This window comes from Monashia sp. NPDC004114, from assembly GCF_053603855.1.
In genome coordinates this window covers 72526-97565 of the sequence record NZ_JBSGGK010000019.1, presented here as the reverse complement: position 1 = coordinate 97565, position 25040 = coordinate 72526, and the positions used below count along the sequence as shown (strand labels likewise).

Annotated in this window: 18 protein-coding genes; 14 read left to right on the top strand and 4 right to left on the bottom strand. The window is 70.1% G+C overall.

Annotated elements, in window-relative coordinates:
* Positions 1-49: 49 nt before the first annotated feature.
* The 7 genes from infB to ACWEOW_RS20670 all read left to right on the top strand — a co-directional run bounded on the left by infB (position 50) and on the right by ACWEOW_RS20670 (position 11034).
* Positions 50-3016, top strand: coding sequence for a translation initiation factor IF-2 (gene infB / locus ACWEOW_RS20700; protein WP_452271137.1), 2967 nt, complete (start codon positions 50-52; stop codon positions 3014-3016).
* A 141-nt stretch (positions 3017-3157) separates the two neighbouring features.
* Positions 3158-3631 carry a 30S ribosome-binding factor RbfA gene (gene rbfA, locus ACWEOW_RS20695; protein WP_452271136.1) on the top strand — a complete coding sequence of 158 codons (474 nt, stop codon included), beginning with the start codon at positions 3158-3160 and terminating at the stop codon, positions 3629-3631.
* Positions 3628-4578, top strand: coding sequence for a tRNA pseudouridine(55) synthase TruB (truB, locus tag ACWEOW_RS20690; protein ID WP_452271135.1), 951 nt, complete (start codon positions 3628-3630; stop codon positions 4576-4578). Before rbfA ends, truB begins: the two co-directional genes overlap by 4 nt.
* A 44-nt stretch (positions 4579-4622) precedes the next feature.
* Positions 4623-5594, top strand: a complete 972-nt coding sequence (locus ACWEOW_RS20685) for a bifunctional riboflavin kinase/FAD synthetase (protein WP_452271134.1) — start codon at positions 4623-4625, stop codon at positions 5592-5594.
* The gene (locus tag ACWEOW_RS20680; RefSeq protein WP_452271133.1) at positions 5558-6706 is read left to right on the top strand and encodes an FtsW/RodA/SpoVE family cell cycle protein; all 1149 of its coding nucleotides are present in this window, start codon (positions 5558-5560) and stop codon (positions 6704-6706) included. Before ACWEOW_RS20685 ends, ACWEOW_RS20680 begins: the two co-directional genes overlap by 37 nt.
* A gap of 272 nt (positions 6707-6978) precedes the next feature.
* Positions 6979-8838: an AMP-dependent synthetase/ligase gene (locus tag ACWEOW_RS20675; protein ID WP_452271132.1), complete on the top strand. Its 1860-nt coding sequence runs from the start codon at positions 6979-6981 to the stop codon at positions 8836-8838.
* A gap of 204 nt (positions 8839-9042) precedes the next feature.
* Positions 9043-11034: a TIGR03960 family B12-binding radical SAM protein gene (locus ACWEOW_RS20670; protein ID WP_452271131.1), complete on the top strand. Its 1992-nt coding sequence runs from the start codon at positions 9043-9045 to the stop codon at positions 11032-11034.
* Between the two features lie 109 nt (positions 11035-11143).
* On the opposite strand, the gene ACWEOW_RS20665 is transcribed toward ACWEOW_RS20670, so the two are convergent.
* Entirely contained in the window at positions 11144-11674 is a 531-nt protein-coding gene (locus tag ACWEOW_RS20665) for a hypothetical protein (protein ID WP_452271130.1), read from the bottom strand.
* A 746-nt stretch (positions 11675-12420) separates the two neighbouring features.
* On the opposite strand from ACWEOW_RS20665, the gene ACWEOW_RS20660 reads away from it, so the two are divergent.
* Positions 12421-14529 carry a hypothetical protein gene (locus ACWEOW_RS20660; protein WP_452271129.1) on the top strand — a complete coding sequence of 703 codons (2109 nt, stop codon included), beginning with the start codon at positions 12421-12423 and terminating at the stop codon, positions 14527-14529.
* A 78-nt stretch (positions 14530-14607) separates the two neighbouring features.
* Here ACWEOW_RS20660 and ACWEOW_RS20655 read toward each other — a convergent pair whose 3' ends face one another.
* From ACWEOW_RS20655 to ACWEOW_RS20645, 3 genes are all read right to left on the bottom strand, one after another.
* The gene (locus ACWEOW_RS20655) at positions 14608-15141 is read right to left on the bottom strand and encodes an NUDIX hydrolase family protein (RefSeq protein ID WP_452271128.1); all 534 of its coding nucleotides are present in this window, start codon (positions 15139-15141) and stop codon (positions 14608-14610) included.
* A gap of 95 nt (positions 15142-15236) precedes the next feature.
* On the bottom strand, positions 15237-16259 hold the full coding sequence (locus tag ACWEOW_RS20650; RefSeq protein WP_452271127.1) for a M20/M25/M40 family metallo-hydrolase: 1023 nt from the start codon (positions 16257-16259) through the stop codon (positions 15237-15239).
* A 538-nt stretch (positions 16260-16797) separates the two neighbouring features.
* On the bottom strand, positions 16798-18177 hold the full coding sequence (locus tag ACWEOW_RS20645) for an FAD-binding oxidoreductase (protein WP_452271126.1): 1380 nt from the start codon (positions 18175-18177) through the stop codon (positions 16798-16800).
* A gap of 277 nt (positions 18178-18454) precedes the next feature.
* On the opposite strand from ACWEOW_RS20645, the gene ileS reads away from it, so the two are divergent.
* Genes ileS through ndk form a run of 6 tightly spaced genes read left to right on the top strand, consistent with a single transcriptional unit; the run spans position 18455 to position 25038 of the window.
* Positions 18455-21715, top strand: coding sequence for an isoleucine--tRNA ligase (ileS, locus tag ACWEOW_RS20640; protein ID WP_452271125.1), 3261 nt, complete (start codon positions 18455-18457; stop codon positions 21713-21715).
* Complete coding sequence (locus ACWEOW_RS20635; RefSeq protein ID WP_452271124.1) at positions 21712-22263, top strand: N-acetyltransferase family protein; 552 nt, start codon at positions 21712-21714, stop codon at positions 22261-22263. The genes ileS and ACWEOW_RS20635 overlap by 4 nt, the downstream gene beginning before the upstream one ends.
* A complete protein-coding gene (locus ACWEOW_RS20630) occupies positions 22260-23648 on the top strand; it encodes a bifunctional folylpolyglutamate synthase/dihydrofolate synthase (RefSeq protein WP_452271123.1) in 1389 nt (462 codons plus the stop codon). The genes ACWEOW_RS20635 and ACWEOW_RS20630 overlap by 4 nt, the downstream gene beginning before the upstream one ends.
* Positions 23649-23679: 31 nt before the next feature.
* Entirely contained in the window at positions 23680-24126 is a 447-nt protein-coding gene (locus tag ACWEOW_RS20625) for a hypothetical protein (RefSeq protein ID WP_452271122.1), read from the top strand.
* Between the two features lie 23 nt (positions 24127-24149).
* Entirely contained in the window at positions 24150-24551 is a 402-nt protein-coding gene (locus ACWEOW_RS20620; protein WP_452271121.1) for a DUF4233 domain-containing protein, read from the top strand.
* Between the two features lie 58 nt (positions 24552-24609).
* On the top strand, positions 24610-25038 hold the full coding sequence (gene ndk, locus ACWEOW_RS20615) for a nucleoside-diphosphate kinase (protein ID WP_452271120.1): 429 nt from the start codon (positions 24610-24612) through the stop codon (positions 25036-25038).
* Positions 25039-25040: the final 2 nt, after the last annotated feature.

Sequence of the window (25040 nt, the reverse complement as noted above, 5' to 3'; positions counted from 1 at the left end):
TAACCACGGTTCGGCCACTCCTGTCAGGTCGGACCGAGACAGGAGAGATGTGGCTAAGGTCCGGGTCTACGAGCTCGCGAAGGAGCTCGGAGTCGAGAGCAAGACCCTGCTCGCACATTTGAAGAGCCAGGGGGAGTTCGTCCGGTCGGCATCGTCGACGATCGAGCCCCCCGTCGTCCGCAAGATCAAGGAGACGTTCCCCGCTGAGCTGCGCGCCGGCGGCAACGACAAGAAGGACGACACCAAGCCCGCAGCCGTGAAGGTTGCGACCCCCAGCGCGGCGCCCGCCGCGCCGAAGCAGGCTGCCCCGGCGCCTGCCGCGGCAGCTCCTGCCGCGCCAGCTGCCGCCCGGGCGGCGGCACCGGCGGCTGCTGCACCTGCAGCGCCCGCGCCGGCGGCTCGCGCCGCTGCACCGGCACCGGCCGCCAAGGCCGCACCGGCACCCGCAGCACCCCCCGCTCCGGCGCCGAAGGCACCGGCGGCTGCTGCGCCGTCCGCTCCGGCGCCGTCGGTGCCTGCTGCACCCGCAGCCCGCGCGGCGACGCCCACCCCCGCCCCGGCGCAGCCGCGCCGTGACGGTGGCCAGGGCGGCTCCGGCTCGTCGGGGCCGCGTCCGGCTCCCCGTCCGGGGCAGCCGCGACCCGGCAACAACCCGTTCGCCTCCAGCCAGGGCATGGGCCAGAGCCGTGGCCCGCGTCCCAGCGACGCCGGCCCGCGCCCGGGCAACAACCCGTTCAGCTCGAGCCAGGGTATGCCGCGTCCGCAGCAGCGCCCGGGCGGCCCGCGTCCCGCGGGTCCCGGCGGCGCTCCGCGACCCGGTGGCCCCGGTGCCGGTCGGCCCGGTGCACCCGGTGGTGCGCCGCGTCCCGGCGGTCCTCGTCCGAGCCCCGGCATGATGCCGGAGCGCAGCACGGTCGGCCGTCCCGGCCAGCGTCCTGCTCCGGGCCGTGGTGGTCCCGGCGGCGGCGCTGGCGGCCGCGGCGGTTTCGGCGGCGGCCCTGGTGGCGGTCCCGGCGGCGGCGGTGGCCGTGGCGGTTTCGGTGGCGGCCCGCGTGGTGGCGGTCCCGGTGGCCGTGGCGGCACGCAGGGTGCCTTCGGCCGCGGTGGCGGCCGTCCCGTGCGTGGACGCAAGTCCAAGCGCGCGAAGCGCCAGGAGTTCGAGCAGATGCAGGCGCCGTCGATCGGTGGCGTCACCGTCCCGCGCGGCGACGGCTCGACGGTCATCCGCGTGCGTCGCGGGTCGTCGCTGACCGACTTCGCGGACAAGATCAACGCCAACCCGGCATCGCTGGTCACCGTGCTGTTCCACCTCGGTGAGATGGCCACGGCGACGCAGTCGCTCGACGAGGACACCTTCAAGCTCCTCGGCGCCGAGCTCGGCTACGACGTCCAGGTCGTCTCGCCCGAGGAGGAGGAGCGCGAGCTCTTCGAGTCGTTCAACATCGACCTCGACGCGAGCATCGAGTCCGAGGACGAAGAGGACCTCGAGGCACGTCCGCCGGTCGTGACCGTCATGGGCCACGTCGACCACGGCAAGACGCGACTGCTGGATGCGATCCGCAACGCCGACGTGGCTGCGGGCGAGGCGGGTGGCATCACCCAGCACATCGGTGCCTACCAGGTCCGCAAGGAGCACGAGGGCATCGAGCGCGCGATCACCTTCATCGACACCCCGGGCCACGAGGCGTTCACCGCCATGCGTGCCCGTGGTGCCAAGGTGACCGACATCGCGATCCTCGTCATCGCCGCCGACGACGGCGTCATGCCGCAGACCATCGAGGCGCTCAACCACGCCCAGGCCGCGGATGTGCCGATCGTCGTCGCCGTCAACAAGATCGACGTCGAGGGCGCCAACCCCGCCAAGATCCGCCAGCAGCTCACCGAGTACAACCTGGTGGCCGAGGAGTACGGCGGCGACACGATGTTCGTCGACGTCTCGGCCAAGCAGGGCATCAACATCGACGGCCTGCTCGAGGCGGTCCTGCTGACGGCCGACGCGGCGCTCGACCTGCGCGCCAACCCCGACCGTGACGCCAAGGGTGTCGCCATCGAGGCCAACCTCGACCGCGGCCGCGGTGCCACCGCGACCGTGCTCGTGCAGACGGGCACGCTCCAGGTGGGCGACGCGATCGTCACCGGCTCGGCCTACGGCCGCGTCCGGGCGATGCTCGACGAGCACGGCCAGCACGTCGACGAGGCGGGCCCGTCCCGTCCCGTCCAGGTGCTCGGCCTGTCGTCCGTGCCCCGCGCCGGCGACACGTTCGTGGTCGCGCCCGATGACCGCACGGCTCGCCAGATCGCCGAGAAGCGTGAGGCGGCCGACCGTCAGGCCTCGCTGGCCAAGGCCCGCAAGCGGATCTCCCTGGAGGACCTCAACGAGGCGCTCGCGGCCGGCAAGGTCGAGACCCTCAACCTCATCCTCAAGGGTGACGTGTCGGGTTCGGTCGAGGCCCTCGAGGATGCGCTGCTCAAGATCGACGTCGGCGACGAGGTCGACCTGCGCATCATCGACCGCGGTGTCGGTGCCATCACGATGAACAACATCAACCTCGCGATGGCCTCCAACGCGATCATCATCGGCTACAACGTGCGAGCCGAGGGTCAGAACGCCGACTACGCCGAGCGCGAGGGTGTCGAGATCCGCTACTACTCGGTGATCTACCAGGCCATCGAGGAGGTCGAGGCGGCTCTCAAGGGCATGCTCAAGCCCGAGTACGAAGAGGTCGAGCTCGGCACGGCCGAGATCCGCGAGATCTTCCGCTCGAGCAAGTTCGGCAACATCGCCGGGTCGATCGTCCGCAGCGGCGAGATCAAGCGTGGCTCGAAGGCTCGGATCACCCGCAACGGTGTGGTCATCTCCGAGAACGTCGAGATCGCCGGCCTGCGCCGGTTCAAGGACGACGTCACCGAGGTCCGCGAGGGCTACGAGTGTGGTATCAACCTCGGGTCGTTCAACGACCTGCAGCTCGGTGACCTCATCGCCACCTACGAGATGCGCGAGAAGCCGCGGGCCTGAGGCCCCGACGTACAGCGCGTCCCAACAGACGGCGCCGTCTCCCGGTCAGGGAGCCGGCGCCGTCCGCCCGTTAGGGTTGAAGAGCTCGAGCTGCCCGCCCGTGGCACGCCGGGCGCCCGTCACCATCAGGAAGAGGTAGCCATGGCCGACCCCGCCCGCGCCCGCAAGATCGCCGACCGGATCAAGGTCATCGTCGCCGAGTACCTCGAGTTCCGGCTCAAGGACGAGCGTCTCGGGTTCGTCACCATCACCGACTGCCGCGTCACCGGTGACCTCCAGCACGCCACCGTGTTCTACACCGTGTTCGGCTCCGACGAGGAGCGGCAGGCCACCGCCGACGTGCTGGAGCTGAACAAGGGCCGGATCCGCTCCGCGGTCGGCAAGGGCATCGGTATCCGGCTCACGCCGTCGCTGGAGTTCATCGCCGACGCGATCCCCGAGGGCGCGGCGCACCTCGAGGACGTCATGGCCCGGGCTCGGGCCCGGGACGCGGAGCTCGCCCGAGCCTCCGCGGGCGCGACCCATGCCGGCGATGCCGATCCGTACCGCAAGCCGGCCGACCATGCCGAGTCCGACCTGCTCGACGGGGACCCCGACGACCTCGACATGCTATGAGCGACGAGCTCGGGGGCCTGCTCGTCGTCGACAAGCCAGCAGGGTGGACCAGCCACGACGTCGTCGCCCGCGCACGCCGGCTGTGTGGCACGCGCCGCGTCGGCCACGCCGGCACGCTCGACCCGATGGCGACCGGGGTGCTCGTCCTCGGCGTCGGCCGCGGCACCAAGCTGCTCACCTTCCTCGTCGGCTGTGACAAGTCGTATGCAGCGACCATTCGACTCGGCATGGCGACCCTCACCGACGACGCGGAGGGCGAGACCGTCGAGGCGCTCGGCGTCGACGACATCCCCGCACTCGAGGCGGCCCTGCCGGCGGCCGTGGCCCGCCTCACCGGCGAGATCCAGCAGGTGCCGAGCGCCGTGAGTGCCATCAAGATCGACGGTGTGCGCAGCTACGCGCGGGTGCGCCAGGGCGACGCCGTCGAGCTGGCCGCGCGGCCGGTGACCGTCAGCCGCTTCGCCGTCCTGTCCGTGCGTCCGCGCCAGGCCACCGTCGAGGTCGGTCCGGAGCTCGACGTCGTCGACGTCGATGTCGAGGTGGACGTCTCGTCCGGCACGTACGTCCGGGCGCTCGCCCGCGACCTCGGTGCGGCGCTCGGCGTCGGAGGCCATCTCACGGCACTGCGGCGCACCCGCGTCGGGACGTTCGGCCTCGACTCGGCGGTGTCCCTCGACGCGCTCGCGGCCACGGTCGAGCGGGACGGTCGGGACGGCATACCGCTCATCCCCATCGCAGCTGCTGCTCGCGCTCAGCTGCCCGTCCACGAGGTCTCCGTCGAGGAGGCCGTGCGGCTCGGGCACGGACAGCGCATCGCGAGCACCATCGGCGGGGCCGCGGCGGTCGCCGCGATCGACCCGGGCGGTCGCCTCGTCGCGGTGCTCGACGAGACCACCGCGATGGCCCGTTCCAAGGTGGTCTTCGCCACCTCCGCCGGCTCGCGCTGACGGGCGTGCGCGGCGGTTCCGGAGCGGCCACTACAGTGGTCGCCGTGCACCGCTGGTACGGACTCGACGACATCCCGGGCGACCTCGGGACCACCGTCGTCACCCTCGGAAACTTCGACGGGGTCCACCGGGGCCATCGCGAGGTGCTCACCCGCGTCGTCCGCGAGGCCGCGGACCGGGGCGCGACGCCCGTGGCGGTGACCTTCGAGCCGCACCCCATCGCCGTGCTCTACCCGGACCGCGCGCCGGCCGCCGTCATGTCGCTCCAGCAACGGCTCGACGCGCTCGAGATCGTCGGCCTCGGGGCCGTGCTCGTGCTGGAGTTCACGCACGAGTTCGCCCAGCAGACGCCGGAGGAGTTCGTCAAAGCGACCTTCGTCGACGCCCTCGGCGCCGTGGCCGTCGTCGTGGGCAAGGACACGCGGTTCGGCGTGCGCAACTCCGGTGACGTCGAGACCCTTCGTGACCTCGGCACCGTCCACGGCTTCGATGTCGTCGCCCTCGACGACATCGGGGAAGGCGAGGCGCACGGCGCCCGCTGGAGCTCGACCCAGCTGCGAGCCGAGCTGCTCGCGGGCAATGTCACGCACGCCTCGCAGATCCTCGGGCGCCCACACCGTGTCACCGGCACCGTCGTGCACGGCGACCACCGCGGGCGCGAGCTCGGCTTCCCGACCGCGAACCTCTCCCAGGACCACGAGGGCCTCGTGCCCGCTGACGGGGTGTATGCCGGCTGGCTCGTCCGTCTCGACCTCGACCCGGGTGCCCACGACCGGACGCTGCCCGCAGCGGTCTCCGTCGGCACGAACCCGACCTTCGACGGGCACCAGCGGCGCGTGGAGGCCTACGTCCTCGACCGCACCGACCTCGAGCTCTACGGCGAGCGCGTCGCCATCGAGTTCGTCTCGCACCTGCGTCCGACCCTGAGGTTCGACTCGGTCGACGCGCTCATCGGCCAGATGACGCAGGACGTGGACCGGTGCCGGGCGATCCTGTCCGCGATCGTCCCGTCGTAGCCGCGAGCCGGCCCCGCGGCTGGCTTCGGGTCGACCTCGGTCTGTTCATCGGTGCCGCCGGGCTGTCGCTCGTCGGCGTGGTCCTCGTCTGGTCGGCCACCCGCGGCGCTCACGGCAGCAGCATGGCGCTCAAGCAGCTCGTCGCCGTGCTGGCCGGGATGGCGTGCGCTGTCGGCGTGACGCGTCTGGACGTGCGCACGACCAGGGCACTCGCCCCGGTCGTGTACATCGTCGCCGTGACCGGCCTCGTGCTCGTGCTCACCCCGCTCGGGGCTACCGTCAACGGGTCCCGGTCGTGGATCCGTCTGCCCGGCGGCCTCACGCTGCAGCCGTCGGAGCTCATGAAGGTGGCGCTCGCGGTCGGGCTCGCGATGCTGCTCGCCGACCGGGCGGAGCGGGACCTGCGGCAGCGGCACCGCGACGTGGCCCTCGCCTGGGTCGTGGCCGGGCTTCCCATCGTCCTGGTGCTGGCCCAGCCTGACCTCGGCTCGGCCCTGGTCCTCGTCGCGATGTCGGTCGTGGTCATCGCGGCAGCCGGCGCCCCGCTCGTGTGGACCGTAGGGGTGGTGCTCGCCGGCGTCGGCGTGGTCGCCTGCGCCTTCTCGACGTCCGTGCTCAGCGTCTACCAGAGAGACCGGCTGCGGGCCTTCCTCGACCCGACCCTGGACCCGGAAGGAATCGGCTACCAGACCCGTCAGGTGCGGATCGCGATCGGCTCGGGTGGCCTCACGGGGCAGGGCCTCTTCCAGGGACACCAGACGCAGGGCGGCCTGGTGCCTTTCCAGGCCTCCGACTTCATCTTCTCGGTGGCGGGGGAGGAGCTCGGGTTCCTCGGGGCGGCGGGCGTCATCCTGCTCATCGGTTTCATCGTCGTGCGTGCCGCTGTCGTGGCCCGGCGCGCGGACGCGTTCGGTCGGCTCGTCGCCATCGGGGTCGCCGCGTGGTTCGGCGTGCAGGCCTTCGAGAACATCGGCATGAACCTCGGGCTGGCACCGGTGACCGGGCTGCCACTGCCGTTCGTCTCCAACGGCGGCTCGTCGATGGTCGCGTCATGGATCGCCGTCGGGCTCGTCGGAGCCGTGGCGTCGAGCACGCCCCGCGCCGCCGGCTGACGGCAGTGACACCGCAACACGCCCGGAAACCCGACAGCGCGCCATGGTTGCAACGGGTCTGACTCACTGTCCGGCGCAGAGCGCCGGTCCGGCGCAGAGCGCCGGCTCCACCATCCGGGTGTGTTGCGGTGTCACCCAGACGTCTCGCACGTCACGGTGCGGTGTCGAACGCCTCCCAACGCGTGACTGGACCGCGCTAACTTGACATCATCCCGCCATGGCGGGTGCCCGCAGACGCCGATGACGGGCTCCGCAGCGACGAAGGAGTCCCCATGCCCCTGCAGTCTCTTGCCGACCAGGACGTCAGGCAGGACATCCTCGACCACCGGGCCTCGAGCGTGGGTGCGCTCTTCCGGTCCCGGGTCGAGGCGACCCCCGACCAGCCGGCATACCTCTACTTCAAGGACGGCGGCACTGAGCTGACGACGCTGACGTGGCGGCAGACGTACGACATCGTCACGGAGTGGGCTGCCGGGCTCGTCGGCCTCGGCGTCGGGCTGGAGGACCGCGTCGCGATCGCGTCGACCACCAGGGTCGAGTGGATCCTGGCCGACCTCGCCATCATCTGCGCGGGCGGCGCGACCACGACGGTGTACCCGACGACCATCGCCGAGGACGTGGCGTACATCCTGTCCGACTCCGGCAGCGGGATCGTCTTCGCCGAGGACGACGAGCAGGTCGCCAAGCTGGAGCACATCCGCTCTGAGGTCCCGGGGGTGCGCCACGTCATCACGATGACCGGGTCCGGCAGCGAGGACGGCTGGGTCATCACGACCGACGAGCTCGCGGCCAAGGGTCGCGAGCTGCTGGCGCAGACCCCGGACGCCGTCGACAGCCGCATCGACCAGCTCCGGCCCGAGCACCTCGCGGTCGTCATCTACACCTCCGGCACGACCGGCCGGCCCAAGGGTGTGCGCCTCGTCCAGGACAGCGTCGTCTACGAGGGCGCCGTCATCGACGCGATCGGAACGCTGACCAACGACGACCTGCAGTTCCTCTGGCTGCCGCTGTCCCATGTCTTCGGCAAGATGCTCGTCGCGACCGGCCTCCAGATCGGCTTCCCCACCGCCGTGGACGGCCGGGTCGACAAGATCGTCGAGAACATGGCGGTCATCCGGCCGACCTTCATGGCCGGACCACCGCGCATCTTCGAGAAGGCGCACGGCCGGATCATGCTGATGTTCGCGGGCGAGCAGGGCGTGAAGAAGAAGCTCATCGACTGGGCGCTCGGCGTCGGCGGTCAGATGCGCGACGTCCGGACCCGTGGCGAGCAGCCGTCGACGGTGCTGTCGGTGCAGCACCAGCTCGCGACGAGGCTCGTGCTGTCCAAGGTGCAGGAGCGGTTCGGCGGGAGGGTCCGGTTCATGATCAGCGGCTCGGCACCGCTCAACGCCGACGTCGCGCGCTGGTTCGGCGCCGTGGGCCTGCTCGTCCTCGAGGGCTACGGCCTCACCGAGAGCTCGTCGGGCACGACGGTGAACAAGCCCGAGTCGGGGGCGTACCTCTACGGCTCCGTCGGCTGGCCGCTGCCCGGCACGGAGGTGAAGATCGCGCAGGAGGACGGCGAGATCCTCATCAAGGGACCGGGCGTGATGCGCGGCTACCACAACAACGCCGAAGCCACGGCGCAGGTGCTCACCGACGACGGGTGGTTCCACACCGGCGACATCGGCCGCGTCGACGAGCGGGGCTTCCTTTACGTCACGGACCGCAAGAAGGACGTCTTCAAGACCTCGGGCGGCAAGTTCATCGCGCCGGCCGAGATCGAGGCGAAGTTCAAGGGCCTGTGCCCCTTCGTGAGCCAGTTCCTCGTGCACGGCGCCGGCCACAACTACGCCACAGCCCTGGTCACCCTCGACCCCGACGCGATCACCGCCTGGGCCGCGAAGGCGGGTCTTGCGGGCACGTCGTACGCCGAGATCGTGACCTCCGACCAGGCCCGGGCGCTCGTGCAGGGCTACGTCGACCAGCTCAACGACGGGCTCAACCGCTGGGAGACGATCAAGAAGTTCACCATCCTCGACAAGGACCTGACGATCGAGGAGGGTGACCTGACGCCGAGCATGAAGCTGCGGCGCAAGGCGGTCACCGAGAAGCACCAGGTGGAGCTCGACGCGATGTACTCCGACTGAGGTCATTACGTGGGCTCGCTGCGCTCGCTTCGCTCGTCGGTCCAGGCGTGACGCGCGCCGAACAATGACATGGGCTCGCTCCGCTCGCCGTGTTCGGCGCGCCTTGACGTCACGCCTTCCCTCCTCGGCTCGCTCGCTGCGCTCGCTTCGCTCGTCGGTCCAGGCGTGACGCGCGCCGAACTCGGGGACCCTTATCATGGTCCGATGCCCGGAGAGTCCCTGTTCAACGCCCTCGAGCCCCTGCTGGAGCGGGTCAACAAGCCCATCCAGTACGTCGGTGGTGAGCTCAACTCCACGGTCAAGGACTGGCACGTCGGCGGCTTCGGCCCCGACGGGGAGGAGCTGACCACCCGCTGGGCGCTCATGTACCCCGACGCCTACGAGGTCGGCGTGCCCAACCAGGGCGTCATGATCCTCTACGAGGTCATCAACGAGCGGCCCGACGCCCTCGCCGAGCGGACGTATGCCGTGTGGCCCGACATGGAGGCGCAGCTGAGGTCGGCGGCCCTCCCGCAGTTCACCGTGGACGGTCATCGCTCGGTGCGCGACTTCGACGTCTTCGGCGTCTCGTTCTCGACCGAGCTGGGCTACACCAACCTGCTGACCGCGCTCGACCTGGCCGGCATCCCCCTGCACGCCGCCGACCGCGGCGAGGATGACCCGCTCGTCATGGCGGGTGGCCACGCCGCGTTCAATCCCGAGCCGATCGCGCAGTTCATCGACTGCGCGGTGGTCGGCGACGGTGAGCAGGCGGTGCTCGCGGTGACGGACATCGTGGGGGAGTGGAAGGCGGCGGGCCGTCCCGGTGGGCGGCGCGAGCTGCTGCTGCGCCTGGCTCGCACCGGTGGCGTGTACGTCCCCGCGTTCTACGACGTGTCCTACCTGCCCGACGGCCGCATCAAGCGCGTCGCTCCGGCACCGAACGCGCACGGCGTGCCCTGGCGCGTCTCGAAGCACACGGTCATGGACCTCGACGCCTGGCCTTACCCGAAGCAGCCGCTCGTGCCTCTGGCGGAGTCGGTGCACGAGCGGATGTCGGTCGAGATCTTCCGTGGCTGTACCCGAGGGTGCCGGTTCTGCCAGGCGGGCATGATCACCCGTCCCGTGCGCGAGCGGTCGATCACCGGCATCGGCGAGATGGTCGAGCGCGGCTTGGCCGCGACCGGGTTCGAGGAGGTCGGCCTCCTCTCGCTCAGCTCCGCCGACCACAGCGAGATCGCGGACATCACCAAGGGCCTCGCGGACCGCTACGAGGGCACCCAGACCGGGCTGTCCCTGCCGTCCACCCGCGTCGACGCCTTCAACATCGACCTCGCCAACGAGCTGACCCGCAACGGCCGACGGTCGGGGCTCACGTTCGCCCCGGAGGGCGGCTCGGAGCGGATCCGCAAGGTCATCAACAAGATGGTCAGCGAGGACGACCTCATCAAGACTGTCGCCGCGGCATACGGCGCCGGCTGGCGGCAGGTCAAGCTCTACTTCATGTGCGGCCTGCCCACCGAGACCGACGATGACGTGCTGCAGATAGCCGAGCTCGCCAAGAAGGTCATCGAGACCGGGCGCCAGGTGTCCGGCCGCCGCGACATTCGCTGCACTGTGTCGATCGGCGGGTTCGTCCCCAAGCCGCACACGCCCTTCCAGTGGGCGGCTCAGCTCGGCGCCGAGGACACCGACGCGCGGCTCCTCAAGCTGCGCGAGGCGATCCGCGCCGACCGGCGCTACGGCTCGTCGATCGGGTTCCGCTACCACGACGGCCAGCCCGGCATCGTCGAGGGGCTGCTCTCCCGTGGCGACCGGCGGGTGGGACGCGTCATCGAGCAGGTCTGGCGCGACGGCGGCCGCTTCGACGGCTGGTCGGAGCACTTCTCCTACGACCGCTGGATGCGGGCCGCCGAGACCGCCCTTGCCGACGAGCCGGTCGACGTGGCGTGGTACACCACGCGGGAGCGGGCCCAGTCCGAGGTGCTGCCCTGGGACCACCTCGACTCGGGCCTGGACAAGGACTGGCTGTGGGAGGACTGGCAGGACGCCATCGACGAGACCGAGGTCGACGACTGCCGGTGGACGCCGTGCTTCGACTGTGGCGTGTGCCCCCAGATGGGCACGGAGATCGAGATCGGACCGACGGGCAAGAAGCTGCTCCCGCTCACCGTGCTGGGCTCAGGGCGCCAGGAGCTGCTCGAGCACGCGCACTGAGCCGTCGCTCGTCCACCCGTTGCCCATCCGTTGCCCATCCGTCGCCCGGACATACGTATGCCGCCCGGCCGGGTAGGAGGGCCGAGCGGCATACGGGTATGGGCGTCGCTCAGCAGGCGCTGCCTGCGGCTGGGCCGGTGCTGCTGTAGTTGCGGCAGAGGACCAGCTGGCCGTCCTGCGTGACGACGAGCTGTGCGCCGGTCGCCTCGAGGCTGCGGAGCACGACGGTCCACTGGGTGTTACCGACGCCGCCACACCCGACCTGCTGGGCGGTCGGGGTCGGAGGAGCGGTGATGGTCGCGGTGATCGGCGGCACCGTCGCGCGGCCGTTCTTGTCCGTCGCGAGCTGGACGAGCGGCGAGACGCCGGCCTGAGCTTGGACCGGGTTCTGGCCCGGGACGACCTTGCCCGAGGGGTTCTCGCAGTCGTAGTTGGCCTGGCCGGTCGCGGTGACCTGCCCGAAGGCCGGGATGTTGCCGAGTCCGCTGAAGTTGCCGCCGGAGACGGTCACGGACGCGCCGCTGAAGACGGCGGTGGGCTGTGACTTGACGTTGACGGCCGCGGATGCGGAGTTGGCGCCGAGAACGATCGCAGCGATACACGCGACGATCGCGATGAGGAGGGACCTGGTGCCCTTCATGTGCTTCCTACTTTCCTGGATGGTGCTGTCCCGAACCCCGACTCGGGCCTGCGTGCGTGGTCGGATCGACCACGTCGACGGGTCAGAGGCGTAACGCGTCCCCTCGATACGCGCGGCGCGAAGGTGGTGGCATATGTCGGGAAGGTCCGTGGACCAACCTGGATCAACCCGACCTTGTAGGGACGAACTCGCCAATACGACCGGTCCGGCGATCCCGACACATCCACTAAAGAGCGTAGGTCGGCCTCAGGAATGGCGAGGCGAAATGCAGAACCTGCGCCAATGGGCGGTGCGGCTGCGTAGGTGCGGGATGGCAGACGCCCAGGCCGTGCGCAAACCCACTGCAAGGCAACTGATCCGGATAATCGTTCCCTATGGCGACAAGTGCTGATGAATCCCGAAAGAAGGCCATTAACTAACGTCGCGCCGTGGGGACTGTGGCCCCATGAGAGGGAAATTTTGAAGGAAGTCCGTGACTATTCCGCATTTGCCTGTGCGGCGCAATAGGGCTCCATAGCATCTTTACTGGATGTCGTCGGGGATGGGCGGCCACGTGCTTGCATGTCGGGCGCGGAGCGGCCCCAGCACGTACATCTACGGCGCTCGGGGGCGCCGAGGAGACACGCCGGGGCGGGGGACCGGCGCACTGCATCAGTCTTCGGGGGGCTGGTACGCGACCGCAGTGCGGCGAGGGGTCCGCGCGGTCGCAGAACATCGGGCTCAGTTCCCCGAAGGGGCAGGCAGATATGGGTACTCCCAAGAAGAGTCCGCGCAGGCGGACGCTCAAGGCCGTCACCGCCGCTATAGCGGTCGGTGCGGCCATGTTCCTCGCCGGCAACGTGCCGCCGGCTTTCGCAGTCCACGACAACACGTTCCAGCTCGACGGCGACGTCCTCGCGTCCACGACGACCACCGTCGGGGGCACCACGCAGACGGTCGACTGGGACAGCATCTTCACCGCTGCCGGAGCGAAGAAGAACCCGCTCCCGGCCGGCTTCACGGCCGCGGTCTTCGACAACGACTTCACCACAAACGCGAATGGGACGTTCAACACGAGCGATGCCACGACGTTCACCACAGGTAGCAAGGACACTCTGCCCATCAGCGGGTGGCAGTGCACCTTCTCCTCGAACGTCAACAGCAAGATCGACGTGATGAACTCCTACGCGACGGCCTACACCGCGCCGAACGGCGACCAGATCCTCTACTTCGCCCTCGAGCGCAACGCGAACACCGGTGACGCCAACGTCGCGTTCTGGTTCCTGCAGGACCCGAACGTCGGCTGTACCGACAACGGTGGCACGGCAACGTTCACCGGCCAGCACACCGATGGCGACCTGCTCGTCGTCTCTGCCTTCACCAACGGCGGTGTCGTGAGCAACATCGACGCCTACCGATGGAATGGCGGCGCCAACGGCACTCTGGGCACGACCCCGATCGCCTCGGCCCACGGCGCCGACTGCAAGAACACCGCTGCCAATGACAACGCGTGTGCAACGGTCAACACGGCGACGATCACCACACCGTGGAGCACCTCGAACAAGCAGGACGGCGTCGGGCACTCGCTGCGCTCCACTGAGTTCTTCGAGGGTGGTCTGAACCTCACCCAGACGGGTCTCGGCGGCAAGTGCTTCAACACGTTCATGGCTGACACGCGGTCCTCGCAGTCGCTGACCGCGACGCTGTTCGACTTCTCGCTCGGCACGCTTGGCGAGTGCACGTCGACGACGGTCACGACGCCGAGCTTCACCACGGCTCAGATCCCGGCCTCCGGGGGGACCGCCCTGACGAACACCGACAGTGCGGTCATCACGGTGACGGGCATCAGCGCCTTCAGTGGGACGCTGAAGTTCTTCATCTGTGGTCCCAGCGTCCCGGCCGGCACCGGCTGCGCGTCTGGCGGCGACCAGATCGGCAGCACGCAGACGATCATCGCCAACGGCACGTACGCATCCAGCGCTGCGACGATCACCGAGGTCGGACGGTACTGCTGGAGGGCGGAGTTCAGTGGCGACTCGACTGCCGGTGTCCCGCCGTCGAGTGACGCCACCACGGGTGAGTGCTTCACCGTCACACCGCGCCAGTCTGCGCTTGTCACGCAGGCAGGCTCGAGCCCGGTCGACTTCGGCAACCCGGTCACCGACACGGCGACCCTGACCAACACGGCCGACCACCAGGGCAGCGGCGGCAAGGGCACTGACGGCTCGATCAACCCGACCACGCCTGGTGGCAAGGCGGGCGGCACGATCACCTTCACGCTGTACAAGGCGGACTGCACCACGGTCGCGACCGGCACCGGCACCAACCCGCAGACGGTGTCTGTCAGTGGCGACAACACGTACGGACCGGTCAGCTTCACCCCTGACGCTCCCGGCACGTACCACTGGGTCGCCTCGTACGGCGGCGACTCGCCCAACACCTTGGGTACGACGCACAACGCGGCCTGCGACGACACCAACGAGGACGTCGTCGTCCGCCAGATCCCGACCACGATCTCCACCGCTCAGAAGGCGTTCCCGAACGACTCGGCGACCATCTCGTCGTCCGTCGCGGGTGACAACCTTCCGTCCGGCGGCACCGTGGTGTTCAGCCTGTACAACAACCTGGCCAACTGCCAGGCGGGCGGCACCACCGGCCGGCTCTACACGGAGACGAAGTCCAACGTCGGCGGCCAGAACTCGGTGACTGTCGGTACGGCCAACACCTCGGTGGCGGTCGACACCAACACGACCGTGTACTGGAAGGTCACGTACGCGACCGGCGACCAGGCCCACACCGGCCGCCAGAGCAACTGCACCGAGAACACGGTGTTCACGTTCAACAACGACAGCGGGCCGGGGACGCTGTTCCCGTGATCCGTGTCGCTTGACGACTGACGCTCAAGGAGGGGCCCCGGTCACCGACCGGGGCCCACTCCTGCCTCGGAGTACCGATCAGACGGGATAGCCGACATGGGCCAGCGCCTGGCGCACCAGAACGCCATGCGACCCGGACATCTCGCCTGTGCGCGAGATGACGGCGGCTTCTTCGGGCGTCACCCAGGAAAGGTCTAGGGCATCCTGCTGCGGGCGGCAGTCGCCCATCACCGCGACGACGAAGGCGAGCGAAACTGCGTGCTGCCGGGGGTCATGGAAGGGCGTCACGCCCGGGGTCGGGAAGAACTCTGCGACGGTGAACGGCTGTGGTGACAAGGGGATTCGCGGTAGCGCCACGGGTCCGAGGTCGTTCTCGATGTGCCGGGCCAGGGCGTCGCGGATCTTCTCGGTGTAGAGGACTCGGCCGCCGACGACCTCCTGGCCGATGCCGCCGTCGCTGTCGGCCCGAAGGAGCAGCCCGATGTGCGTCACGACGCCCTTGTCGTCGACCCGGACCGGGATCGCGTGCACGTAGAGGATGGGCAGCCGGTCGCGTGCGCTCTCGAGGTCGTCGCGGCTCAGCCAGGCACTCGCCGTCTCCGTTTCGCTCATGGCCCTCATCCTGCCAAACCCGGCGTCATCCGACGGCGCCCTGGGGTGCGGTCCGGGTCCGGGCGGGGCAACGTGTGGACCGGAGGGTCCCAGAGTCAGGGTCGCGCCGACTGCAGCCACGACCAGAGCACCGCGCCGGTGCGTTCCAGCTGTCCGCGGTCGACGACCGAGGGCACGTCCCGCGAGGAGTGGTACGCGGCATACGGCACGCTCCCGAGCCGGGCCGCCGGGATGCCGACGGCCTCGAAGGACACGTGGTCGCTGGCTCGGTTCGTGCACGAGCGGGTCCTGACGGGACCGGCTGCGCCGCGGACGGCCTGTGCCAGAGCGGGAGTGCCCCGCCCACCGGAGCACACTGGCACCCGACTGGTGCGCACCCCGACCCGGTCGAGCGCCACCATGCCGCGCGTCGCGCGACGCTCTTCCGGGTCGAGGGCCGAGACGTAGTGGCGGGAGCCGAAGGCATAGAGCGTGCCGGTTCCGCCTCGGGCCTCCTCGGCGCCGAAGGCGACGAACCGCACCGGAAGTGCAGCTGGCTGCTGTCGAGCCATGCGGGCCACCTCGGCCATGACCATGAGCCCCGATGCGTTGTCCTCGGCGCCGGGCGACTGGGGCACCGTGTCGAGATGGGCACCCACCACCAGGTGCGGTCGTCTGGAGTCGAACCCCGGCGGGTCGGCGAGGACGTTGACCGCAGTGCCGGCGGGCACGCGCACGCCCCATGACACGCCCGCAGGCACCCGGAACTGCTGGAGCGTCACGTGGTAGCCGGCAGCCCGCAGCCGCGCCGCCACGTATGCCGCTGCCTCGTCGTGGGTGCGGCTCGCCGCGTCGCGAGGCCCGATGCTCGCCAGGTCCCGTATGCCGGCGACGACGTGGTCCGCGTCGAACGGTGCCGCGACCTGCGCCGTGCGCGACGGCGCCGGGTGTGACGGACCCGCGAGCGGTGTAGGTGGCGCGGTCGCTCTCGGGAGTGGCAACGAGGACGGGCCGGCGTTGCTCGTCGCCGGCGACGGTGATGCGGCCTGGGCCGAGGTCCGCGCCTGCGCTGCGTCGAGCGACGGCGTGCAGCCCGCGACCGCGGCGACCATGGCCCACGCGGCAGACAGCGCGATCACAAAGCCACCCGTCCGAGCCCTCCGAGCCATCACCCACGCTAACCCGACCGACCCAGCCCCTTCAGTCGAGTGGGCGCTCTGTCACACCCGTCACGGTGATCCCGACCGGCCCTGCCCCTTCAGTCGAGTGAGCGCCCTGCCAACCGCGCCACTGGGGGCGGTGGGCCTGGTGAGACCAGTGGGACGGTGCATTCAAATCGACCGGAGGGTCGTGCGGGGCCAGTGGGGCCGGTGGGACGGGGCGCCCACTCGACCACCGGGGTCATTCGGGGGCGGGTGGGGCTGGTGGGACGGGGCGCCCACTCGACGACGGGGTGCGGGGGTTGGGTGGGGCGGGTGGAGCCGGTGGGACGGGGCGCCCACTCGACGACGGGGTGCGGGGGTTGGGTGGGGTGGGTGGGGCCGGTGGGACGGGGCGCCCACTCGACGACGGGGTGCGGGGCTTGGGTGGGCTGGTGGGGCCGGTGGGACGGGGCGCCCACTCGACCACGGGGTGCGGGGCTTGGGTGGGGCTGGTGATGCTGGTGGGGCTGGGCGCTCACTCGACGGGGGGGTGCGGTGCGGCGAAGACCTTGCCGGGGTTCATGACGCCGAGCGGGTCGAAGACCGCCTTGAGGCGGCGCTGGCGGGCCACCTCGGCGCTTCCGAGCTCGAGCTCGAGCCAGGGCACCTTGACGGTGCCGATGCCGTGCTCGCCGGTGATCGTCCCGCCGAGCGAGAGGCCGAGCCGGATGACGTCGTCGAACGCCGCCCATGCGCGCGCCGAGGCGTCAGGGTCGTCTCGCGGGTAGACGATCGACGGGTGCAGGTTGCCGTCACCGCCGTGACCACTAACGGGGATGAGCACGGAGCGATGCTCAGCCACGGACTCCACGCCGCGGACGAACTCCGCCAGCCTTGCGATCGGCACGCACACGTCCTCGGCCAGCCGGGCGCCCATCGCCTCGAAGGCGGTGCTCATGACGCGCCGCCCGGCCAGCAGCGCGTCGGACTCCTGCGCGTCGTCCGCGACCGCGACCTCGACGGCCCCGGCAGCCTCGAGGAGAGCCGCATACCGGGCGACGTCCTCGGCCACATGTTCAGGGCGGTCCGACTGGACGAGCAGCACGGCCTCGCAGTCAGCGGGAAAGCCGAAGTCGCCGAAGGACTGGATCGCGTGCACGCTCGTGCGGTCGATGATCTCGAGGAGGCACGGCCGATGGCGGTCGCTCCGCAGTGCCACGATGCCGGCCACCGCGCCGTCGAGCGAGTCGAACACGGCAAGTGCCGTCAGCGCGGGGTCGGGTGCGGGCTCGAGCCGGACCATCACCTCGGTGACCACCCCGAGCGTGCCCTCCGAGCCGACGAACAGCCCAGTCAGGTCATAGCCGGCCACACCCTTGACGGTGCGATGGCCGGTGCGCATCACCTCCCCGCCGGGCAGCACGACCTGAAGCGCGTTGACCCAGTCGGAGGTCACGCCGTACTTCACGCAGCACAGGCCGCCTGCGTTCGTCGCGACGTTGCCACCGATCGTGCACGTCTCGGACGAGGCCGGATCGGGCCCGTAGAAGAGGCCCAGGTCGGCGGCCGCACGCTTGAGGTCGGCGTTGACGACGCCGGGGCCGACAACGGCATACCCCTCGAGCGGGTCGATGTCGTGGATCGCGTCGAGGGCCTCGACGTTGAGCACGATGCAGCCCTCTGAGGCGGCCGCCCCGCCGGCGCGGGAGGTGCGGGCACCCTGGGGAACGACAGGGCTGCGCGTGCGCTGCGCGTGCTCGAGGACGTCGACGACGTCGCCCAGGTCGCGTGCCCGCACGACGGCGAAGTCCGTCGGCGGAGGCGTCACCGCCGCGGTCGCGTCGACGGCATAGGTCCGCTTGACGTCGGCATCGACCACCTCGCGTCGCGCGGCGCGCTCGGGCAGGTGGGGCACACCGTCAGGCTAGACTGGACGCACAGGCGTTCGAGCCGTCATCAGCGGCGAGCCTCCGGAAGAACGGCACCCACGCCTCCGCTGGGTGGGTGCTCACTAGAACCGGACGGGTGGGCCCGTCACAGCCTTCGGCAAGAGTGGTCGTATGCCGGCCGGCGGGCTTCCGTCGACAGGGTGCGGCAAGCGGGGTGGCACCGCGGCGGAGCTCAGGGGCGACGTCGTCCTCGTGACAACGGAACACATCCACGTCCCGCCAGCTGCCAGGAGACCACGACCCATGGCCTACCCGAAGGTCACCACCGACCCGTCCGCCACCGGTGCAGGTGCCGGCGTCCCGTCGAACCCTCGCTTCCCCGAGATCGAGGAGCGGGTCCTGGCGTACTGGGACCAGGACGGCACCTTCATGGCGTCCGTCGAGGGCCGCGACCCCGGCGTCGACGGCGACAACGAGTTCGTCTTCTACGACGGGCCGCCCTTTGCCAACGGCCTGCCGCACTACGGCCACCTGCTCACCGGCTACGTCAAGGACATCGTCCCCCGCTACCAGACGATGCGCGGCCGCCGCGTCGAGCGCCGGTTCGGCTGGGACACCCACGGGCTGCCAGCCGAGCTCGAAGCGCAGCGCCAGCTCGGCCTCAAGACCAAGCAGGACATCATCGACCTCGGCATCGACACCTTCAACGAGGCCTGCCGCAGCTCGGTGCTGAAGTACACCGGGGAGTGGCGCGAGTACGTCACCAGGCAGGCCCGCTGGGTCGACTTCGACAACGACTACAAGACCCTCGAGCCGGGATACATGGAGTCGGTGATCTGGGCCTTCAAGACCCTGTACGACAAGGGCCTGGTCTACGAGGGCTTCCGCGTGCTGCCCTACTGCTGGAACGACCAGACGCCGCTGTCCAACCACGAGCTGCGCATGGACGACGACGTCTACAAGATGCGGCAGGACCCCGCCGTCACGGTGGGGCTGCGACTCGAGACCGGTGAGCTGGCGCTCGTCTGGACGACCACACCGTGGACCCTGCCCGCCAACCTCGCGATCATGGTCCACCCCGACATCGACTACGTCGTCGTCGAGTCGGACCACACCGGCACGCTCGAGCGGTACATCGTGGCCGACGCCCGCCTGGCGGCCTACCAGCGAGAGTTCGGCCAGGACGCGCGCGACCGGATCGTCCAGCGGCTCAAGGGATCCGAGCTCATCGGGCGCTCCTACACGCCGCCCTTCTCGTACTACGAAGGTCACGAGCACGCCCACCGCGTGGTCGAGGCCGACTTCGTCACGACGACCGACGGCACGGGCCTCGTGCACAGCGCCGGCGCCTTCGGTGAGGAGGACAAGCTCGTCACCGACCGCGAGGGCATCGCGCCCGTCGTGCCGGTCAACGCCGAGGGCCGCTTCACCTTCCCGGTCGTCGACTACGAAGGCATGCACGTCTTCGACGCCAACCTCCACATCATCGACCACCTCAAGGCCGCCACCCGGGGCGAAGGCGACCAGGGCTCGGTCACGACCGGCACCGTGCTGCTGCGCCGGGAGACCTACGACCACAGCTATCCGCACTGCTGGCGCTGCCGGCAGCCGCTGATCTACATGGCGGTGTCGAGCTGGTTCGTCGAGGTCACCAAGATCAAGGAGCGGATGCTCGAGCTCAACCAGGAGATCGAGTGGACGCCGGCGCACATCAAGGACGGACAGTTCGGCAAGTGGCTGGCCAACGCGCGTGACTGGTCGATCTCGCGAAACCGCTTCTGGGGCAGCCCGATCCCGGTGTGGAGGTCGGACAATCCCGAGTTCCCGCGGATCGACGTGTACGGCTCGTTCGAGGAGCTCGAGCGCGACTTCGGCGTCCCCGTGACCGACCTGCACCGGCCGTTCATCGACTCGCTGACGCGCCCGAACCCTGACGACCCGAGCGGCCGCTCGACCATGCGCCGCGTCGAGGACGTGCTCGACGTGTGGTTCGACTCCGGCTCGATGAGCTTCGCCCAGGTGCACTACCCGTTCGACAACGCCGCCTGGTTCGAGCACCACTTCCCGGGCGACTTCATCGTCGAGTACATCGGGCAGACCCGCGGCTGGTTCTACACCATGCACATCCTCGCGACCGCTCTGTTCGACCGGCCGGCGTTCAAGAGCTGCGTCAGCCACGGCATCGTCCTCGGGTCCGACGGCCAGAAGATGAGCAAGTCGCTGCGCAACTACCCCGACGTCACCGAGGTCTTCGACCGTGATGGTGCCGACGCGATGCGCTGGTTCCTCATGAGCAGCCCGATCCTGCGCGGTGGCAACCTCATCGTCACCGAGCAAGGCATCCGGGACGGCGTGCGCCAGGTGATGATCCCGCTGTGGAACGCCTGGTCCTTCTTCGCGCTCTACGCCAACACCGCGCGCGGCGGCCAGGGATACGACGCCAAGCACTCGACCTCCTCGTCCGACGTTCTCGACCGCTACCTGCTCGCCAAGCTCGGCGAGTTCGTCGCGGACATGCAGGAGCAGCTGGACAGCTATGAGATCGCCGCCGCCTGCGACACGATGCGCAGCTTCCTCGACGTCCTGACCAACTGGTACATCCGGCGCTCACGCGACCGCTTCTGGGGCGGCGAGAGCAAGGAGTCGCTCGCGGCATACGACACGCTGTGGACGGCCCTGGAGACCGTGACCCGCGCGATCGCGCCGCTGCTCCCGCTCGTCACGGAGGAGATCTGGCGAGGGCTCACCGGCGAGCGGTCGGTGCACCTGACCGACTACCCCCGGGCCGAGGACCTGCCGGCCGACCACGGGCTGGTCGCGGCGATGGACCGCGCCCGCGAGGTCTGCTCGGTCGCATCCAGCCTGCGCAAGGCCCGTGCCCTGCGCGCCCGGCTGCCTCTCGCCCAGCTCACCGTCGTCGTCCGTGACGCGGAGGCGCTCGAGCAGTTCCGGTCGATCATCCAGGACGAGCTCAACGTCAAGACCCTGACGCTCGTCGACCTCGCGACCGCGAGCGAGGCTGACTTCGGCGTGGCCCAGCGCCTCACCGTCAACGCCCGGGCGGCCGGTCCGCGCCTCGGCAAGGACGTCCAGCAGGCGATCAAGGGGAGCAAGTCGGGCGACTGGTCGGTCGGTCCGGACGGCATCGTCACCGCCGGCGGGCTCGAGCTCGTCGAGGGCGAGTACGTCGTCGAGACGGTAGTCGCGGGTGACGCCGACGGGTCGGTTGCCACGGCGATGCTGCCCTCCGGTGGCTTCGTCGTGCTCGACACGCACGTGACCCCGGAGCTCTCGACCGAGGGCGTCGCCCGCGACCTGGTCCGCGCCGTCCAGCAGGCCCGGCGCGACACCGGCCTGCACGTGAGCGACCGGATCAGCCTCACCATCTCCGGCGACCCGCAGGTCTTCGAGGCGACCGTCACACACCGCGAGCTCATCGTCGCCGAGACCCTCGCCTCCCAGTTCGCGTCGGCCGGCCCGGACCACCCGCTGCCGGACGGCTCGGGCACCGACGTGGTCGTCGGCGACAACCACGCGGCGCGCATCGTGGTGGTGAAGCGATGAGTGACGCTCTCGTGGTCCGCCTCGCCACGGGCAACGACCTCGCCGGAGTGCTGTCGGTGGGGCATCGCACCTGGCTGGCCACCTACGAGCCGATCACCGGTCCGGAGTACGTCGCGATGGGCCTGGCCAAGTGGTGGACCAGCGACGTCGTCACGGACTCGATCCGCAAGGGACGCACCCTCGTCGCGGTGGCCGACGACGAGGTCGTCGGCGTCGCGACGTTCGGCACCCAGGGCGGCGACTTCGTCCTGTGGAAGCTCTATGTCCTCCCCGGCCACCACGGCCACGGCATCGGGTCCCGGCTCATGGACGCCGTCGCCGACCGCGCCCGCGAGGCCGGGCACTCACGGATCGTCCTGTCGCACATCGAGGGAAACAAGCAGGCTGCTGGGTTCTACGCCCGTCACGGCTTCGTGGAGACCCACCGGGAGTCCGGGGGATCCGGGCTGCCGGTGAGCGTGTGGATGAGCCGTGACCTCGACAGCGAGGCGGATGCTGCCGACCCTCGCGAGCTGGCCGGCGCGGAGCAGGTCGAGGACCCCGCATGAGCGGCCGGCCCGACGCCGCGCAGCAGGAGGCGGCTCGCAACCTCGAGGAGCTCAAGCGGATGCGCGAGATCGAGGAGGAGATCCTCGCCCGCGCCCCGGAGAACGACATCGGCCCTTCGCTCGAACGCATCCAGTCCGTCATGGACCTCGCCGGTGACCCCCAGCGCGCCTACCCCGTGATCCACCTCACCGGCACCAACGGCAAGACCTCGACGAGCCGGATGATCGACGCGATCCTGCGCGAGATGGGTCTGTCCACGGGCCGATTCACCTCGCCGCACCTGCACGACATCCGCGAGCGGATCACGTTGTCCGGCAAGCCGATCCCGCGCGAGAAGTTCATCGCGGCCTACGACGACGTCGCACCACTCGTAGAGATCGTCGACGCGCGGTCGCTCGAGACCGGTGGGCGTCGGATGAACTTCTTCGAGGTCCTCGTCGCTGTCGCGTATGCCGCCTTCGCAGACGCGCCGGTCGACGTGGCCATCGTCGAGGTGGGGCTGGGCGGCTCGTGGGACGCGACGAACGTCGTCGACGCCCAGGTCGCGGTCGTCACCCCGGTCGACCTCGACCACACCCACCTGCTCGGCGATGACGTCGTGTCGATCGCGGAGGAGAAGAGCGGCATCATCAAGCCGGGCTCCGTGACCGTCTCCGGAGTCCAGGACGAGGATGTCGCCCGCGTCCTCATCGAGCGCGTTGAAGAGGTCGGCGGTCGAATCGTCTTCGAGGGCAACGACTTCGGCGTGCTCGCCCGGGAGGTCGCCGTCGGCGGCCAGCAGGTTGCTCTTCGTGGGCTCGCCGGGGAGTATGCCGGCCTCTTCCTCCCGCTGCACGGTGCCCACCAGGCCAGCAACCTCGCGACGGCGGTGGCCGCGGTCGAGTCCTTCGTCGGGGGAGGTGAGCAGGCCATCGACGCCGACGTGCTCGCCGCCGCCTGCGCGTCGATGACCTCACCGGGCCGGCTCGAGATCGTCCGGCGGTCGCCGACAGTTCTCGTCGACGCGGCGCACAACCCGCACGGGGCCCGCTCGCTCGTGGCCGCGCTGGAAGAGGCCTTCACCTTCACCAGGCTCGTCGGCCTGGTCGGGATCGTCGCCGACAAGGACGCCGCCGGGATGCTGGAGGTGCTCGAGCCCGCTCTCGACCACGTCGTCGTCTCCCGCAGCTCGTCCCCGCGGGCCATGAAGCCTGAGGAGCTCGGCCGTCTCGCGGTCGACATCTTCGGGGAGTCCCGGGTGACCGTCGTGCCCAACCTGCCTGACGCGCTCGAGCAGGCCGTGACGCTGGCCGAGTCGGAAGGCATGGGCGGTGGCGTCATCGCCACGGGCTCGGTCATCACCGCGGGCGAGGTGCGCATGCTGCTCGGCGTCACCGACGTCTGACCCTGTCCGGATCGCCTCTAGGCTGAGACCCATGCACCCGCTGGTGAAACTCGTCCTCATCCTCGCGGTCATCCTCGTCATCGTGGTGATCTGGGGACGCGTCGTCGGACGTCGCGACCCCGAGCGGACCCTCGTCGGGCTCACCGACGAGGTCCGCGCCAAGGTCAGCCGAGAGATCAGTGCGGGCCACAAGATCAACGCGATCAAGATCTACCGCGAGGCGACGGGCGCGCCGCTCGCCGACGCGAAGAAGGCCGTCGACGCGTGGTTCGTGCCCGGGCGCGGGCCGGGTGTGCGCGACGCGGCGGCCTCCTTCTCCGCGGGGCGCCTCACCGACGAGGGCCGGGCACGGATCTCCGAGCTGATCCTCGCGGGTCGCCGTGAGGACGCCATGTCGCTCTATGCCGAGGCCACCGGCGCCAGCAGCTCCGAGGCGCAGGCCATCATCCGCACCTGGGACACCTCCCAGCACTACTGAGCAGCAAGGGACACGACAGACTCATGCGCCGCATCAGGTTCTACGGCCAGACCGGCAAGTTCACGTGGCGGATGCTCGCCACGGTGCTTGCCGGCGAGTCGATCTGCGTCCTGCTCGGGGCGCTCGTCGCCCGGGGCATCACGGCGGCGGGCGACGACGCGGGCCGGAGCACGGCATACCTCAGCGTGGGCTTCGGCCTCGCGCTCCTCGCGATCATCGCCGCCGGAATGATGCGGCGCCCCTGGGGGCTCACGCTGGGCTGGGTCGTCCAGGCCCTTGTGCTCCTCAGCGCCTTCATCGTGCCGATGATGCTCGTGGTCGGCCTGTTCTTCCTCGCCCTGTGGGTGACCTGCCTGCTCCAGGGCGGCAAGATCGACGCCGAGGTCGCCCGGCGCGAGGCCGCGCAGAGCGCCCCGGAAGCCTGATCGGCCGGAGCGCGCCAGGCCGGTCAGCCGGTCGCCGGCAGGCCGATAGGGTGACCGCGTGACCACCGAACGCTCACTCGTCCTCGTCAAGCCCGACGGATTCCAGCGCGGCCTCACCGGAGAGGTGCTGCGCCGCATCGAGGCCAAGGGGTACGTCCTCGTGAGCCTCTCCGTGCTCACGCCGGACCGCGACATGCTCGCGGCGCACTACGCGGAGCACGAGGGCAAGCCCTTCTACAGCCCGCTCGTCGACTTCATGAGCTCGGGTCCGGTCACTGCTGTGGTCATCGAGGGCCACGACTGCGTCAAGGGGTTCCGGGCGCTCGCGGGAGCGACGAACCCCACCGAGGCGCTCCCGGGAACGATCCGCGGCGACTTCGGGCGTGACTGGGGTCTCGCGGTGCAACAGAACATCGTGCACGGCTCCGACTCGCCGGGGTCCGCGGCACGCGAGATCGCCATCTGGTTCCCCGATCTGCAGGGCTAGCG

Bases quoted from the DNA above. Each gene is read 5' to 3' on its own strand.
- ACWEOW_RS20665 (WP_452271130.1), bottom strand. From the start codon at position 11,674: ATGAAGGGCACCAGGTCCCTCCTCATCGCGATCGTCGCGTGTATCGCT.
- ACWEOW_RS20625 (WP_452271122.1), top strand. From the start codon at position 23,680: ATGCACCCGCTGGTGAAACTCGTCCTCATCCTCGCGGTCATCCTCGTC.
- ACWEOW_RS20670 (WP_452271131.1), top strand. From the start codon at position 9,043: ATGCCCGGAGAGTCCCTGTTCAACGCCCTCGAGCCCCTGCTGGAGCGG.
- ACWEOW_RS20655 (WP_452271128.1), bottom strand. From the start codon at position 15,141: ATGAGCGAAACGGAGACGGCGAGTGCCTGGCTGAGCCGCGACGACCTC.
- ACWEOW_RS20635 (WP_452271124.1), top strand. From the start codon at position 21,712: ATGAGTGACGCTCTCGTGGTCCGCCTCGCCACGGGCAACGACCTCGCC.
- ileS (WP_452271125.1), top strand. From the start codon at position 18,455: ATGGCCTACCCGAAGGTCACCACCGACCCGTCCGCCACCGGTGCAGGT.
- truB (WP_452271135.1), top strand. From the start codon at position 3,628: ATGAGCGACGAGCTCGGGGGCCTGCTCGTCGTCGACAAGCCAGCAGGG.
- ACWEOW_RS20675 (WP_452271132.1), top strand. From the start codon at position 6,979: ATGCCCCTGCAGTCTCTTGCCGACCAGGACGTCAGGCAGGACATCCTC.
- rbfA (WP_452271136.1), top strand. From the start codon at position 3,158: ATGGCCGACCCCGCCCGCGCCCGCAAGATCGCCGACCGGATCAAGGTC.
- ACWEOW_RS20630 (WP_452271123.1), top strand. From the start codon at position 22,260: ATGAGCGGCCGGCCCGACGCCGCGCAGCAGGAGGCGGCTCGCAACCTC.
- ACWEOW_RS20660 (WP_452271129.1), top strand. From the start codon at position 12,421: ATGGGTACTCCCAAGAAGAGTCCGCGCAGGCGGACGCTCAAGGCCGTC.
- ACWEOW_RS20620 (WP_452271121.1), top strand. From the start codon at position 24,150: ATGCGCCGCATCAGGTTCTACGGCCAGACCGGCAAGTTCACGTGGCGG.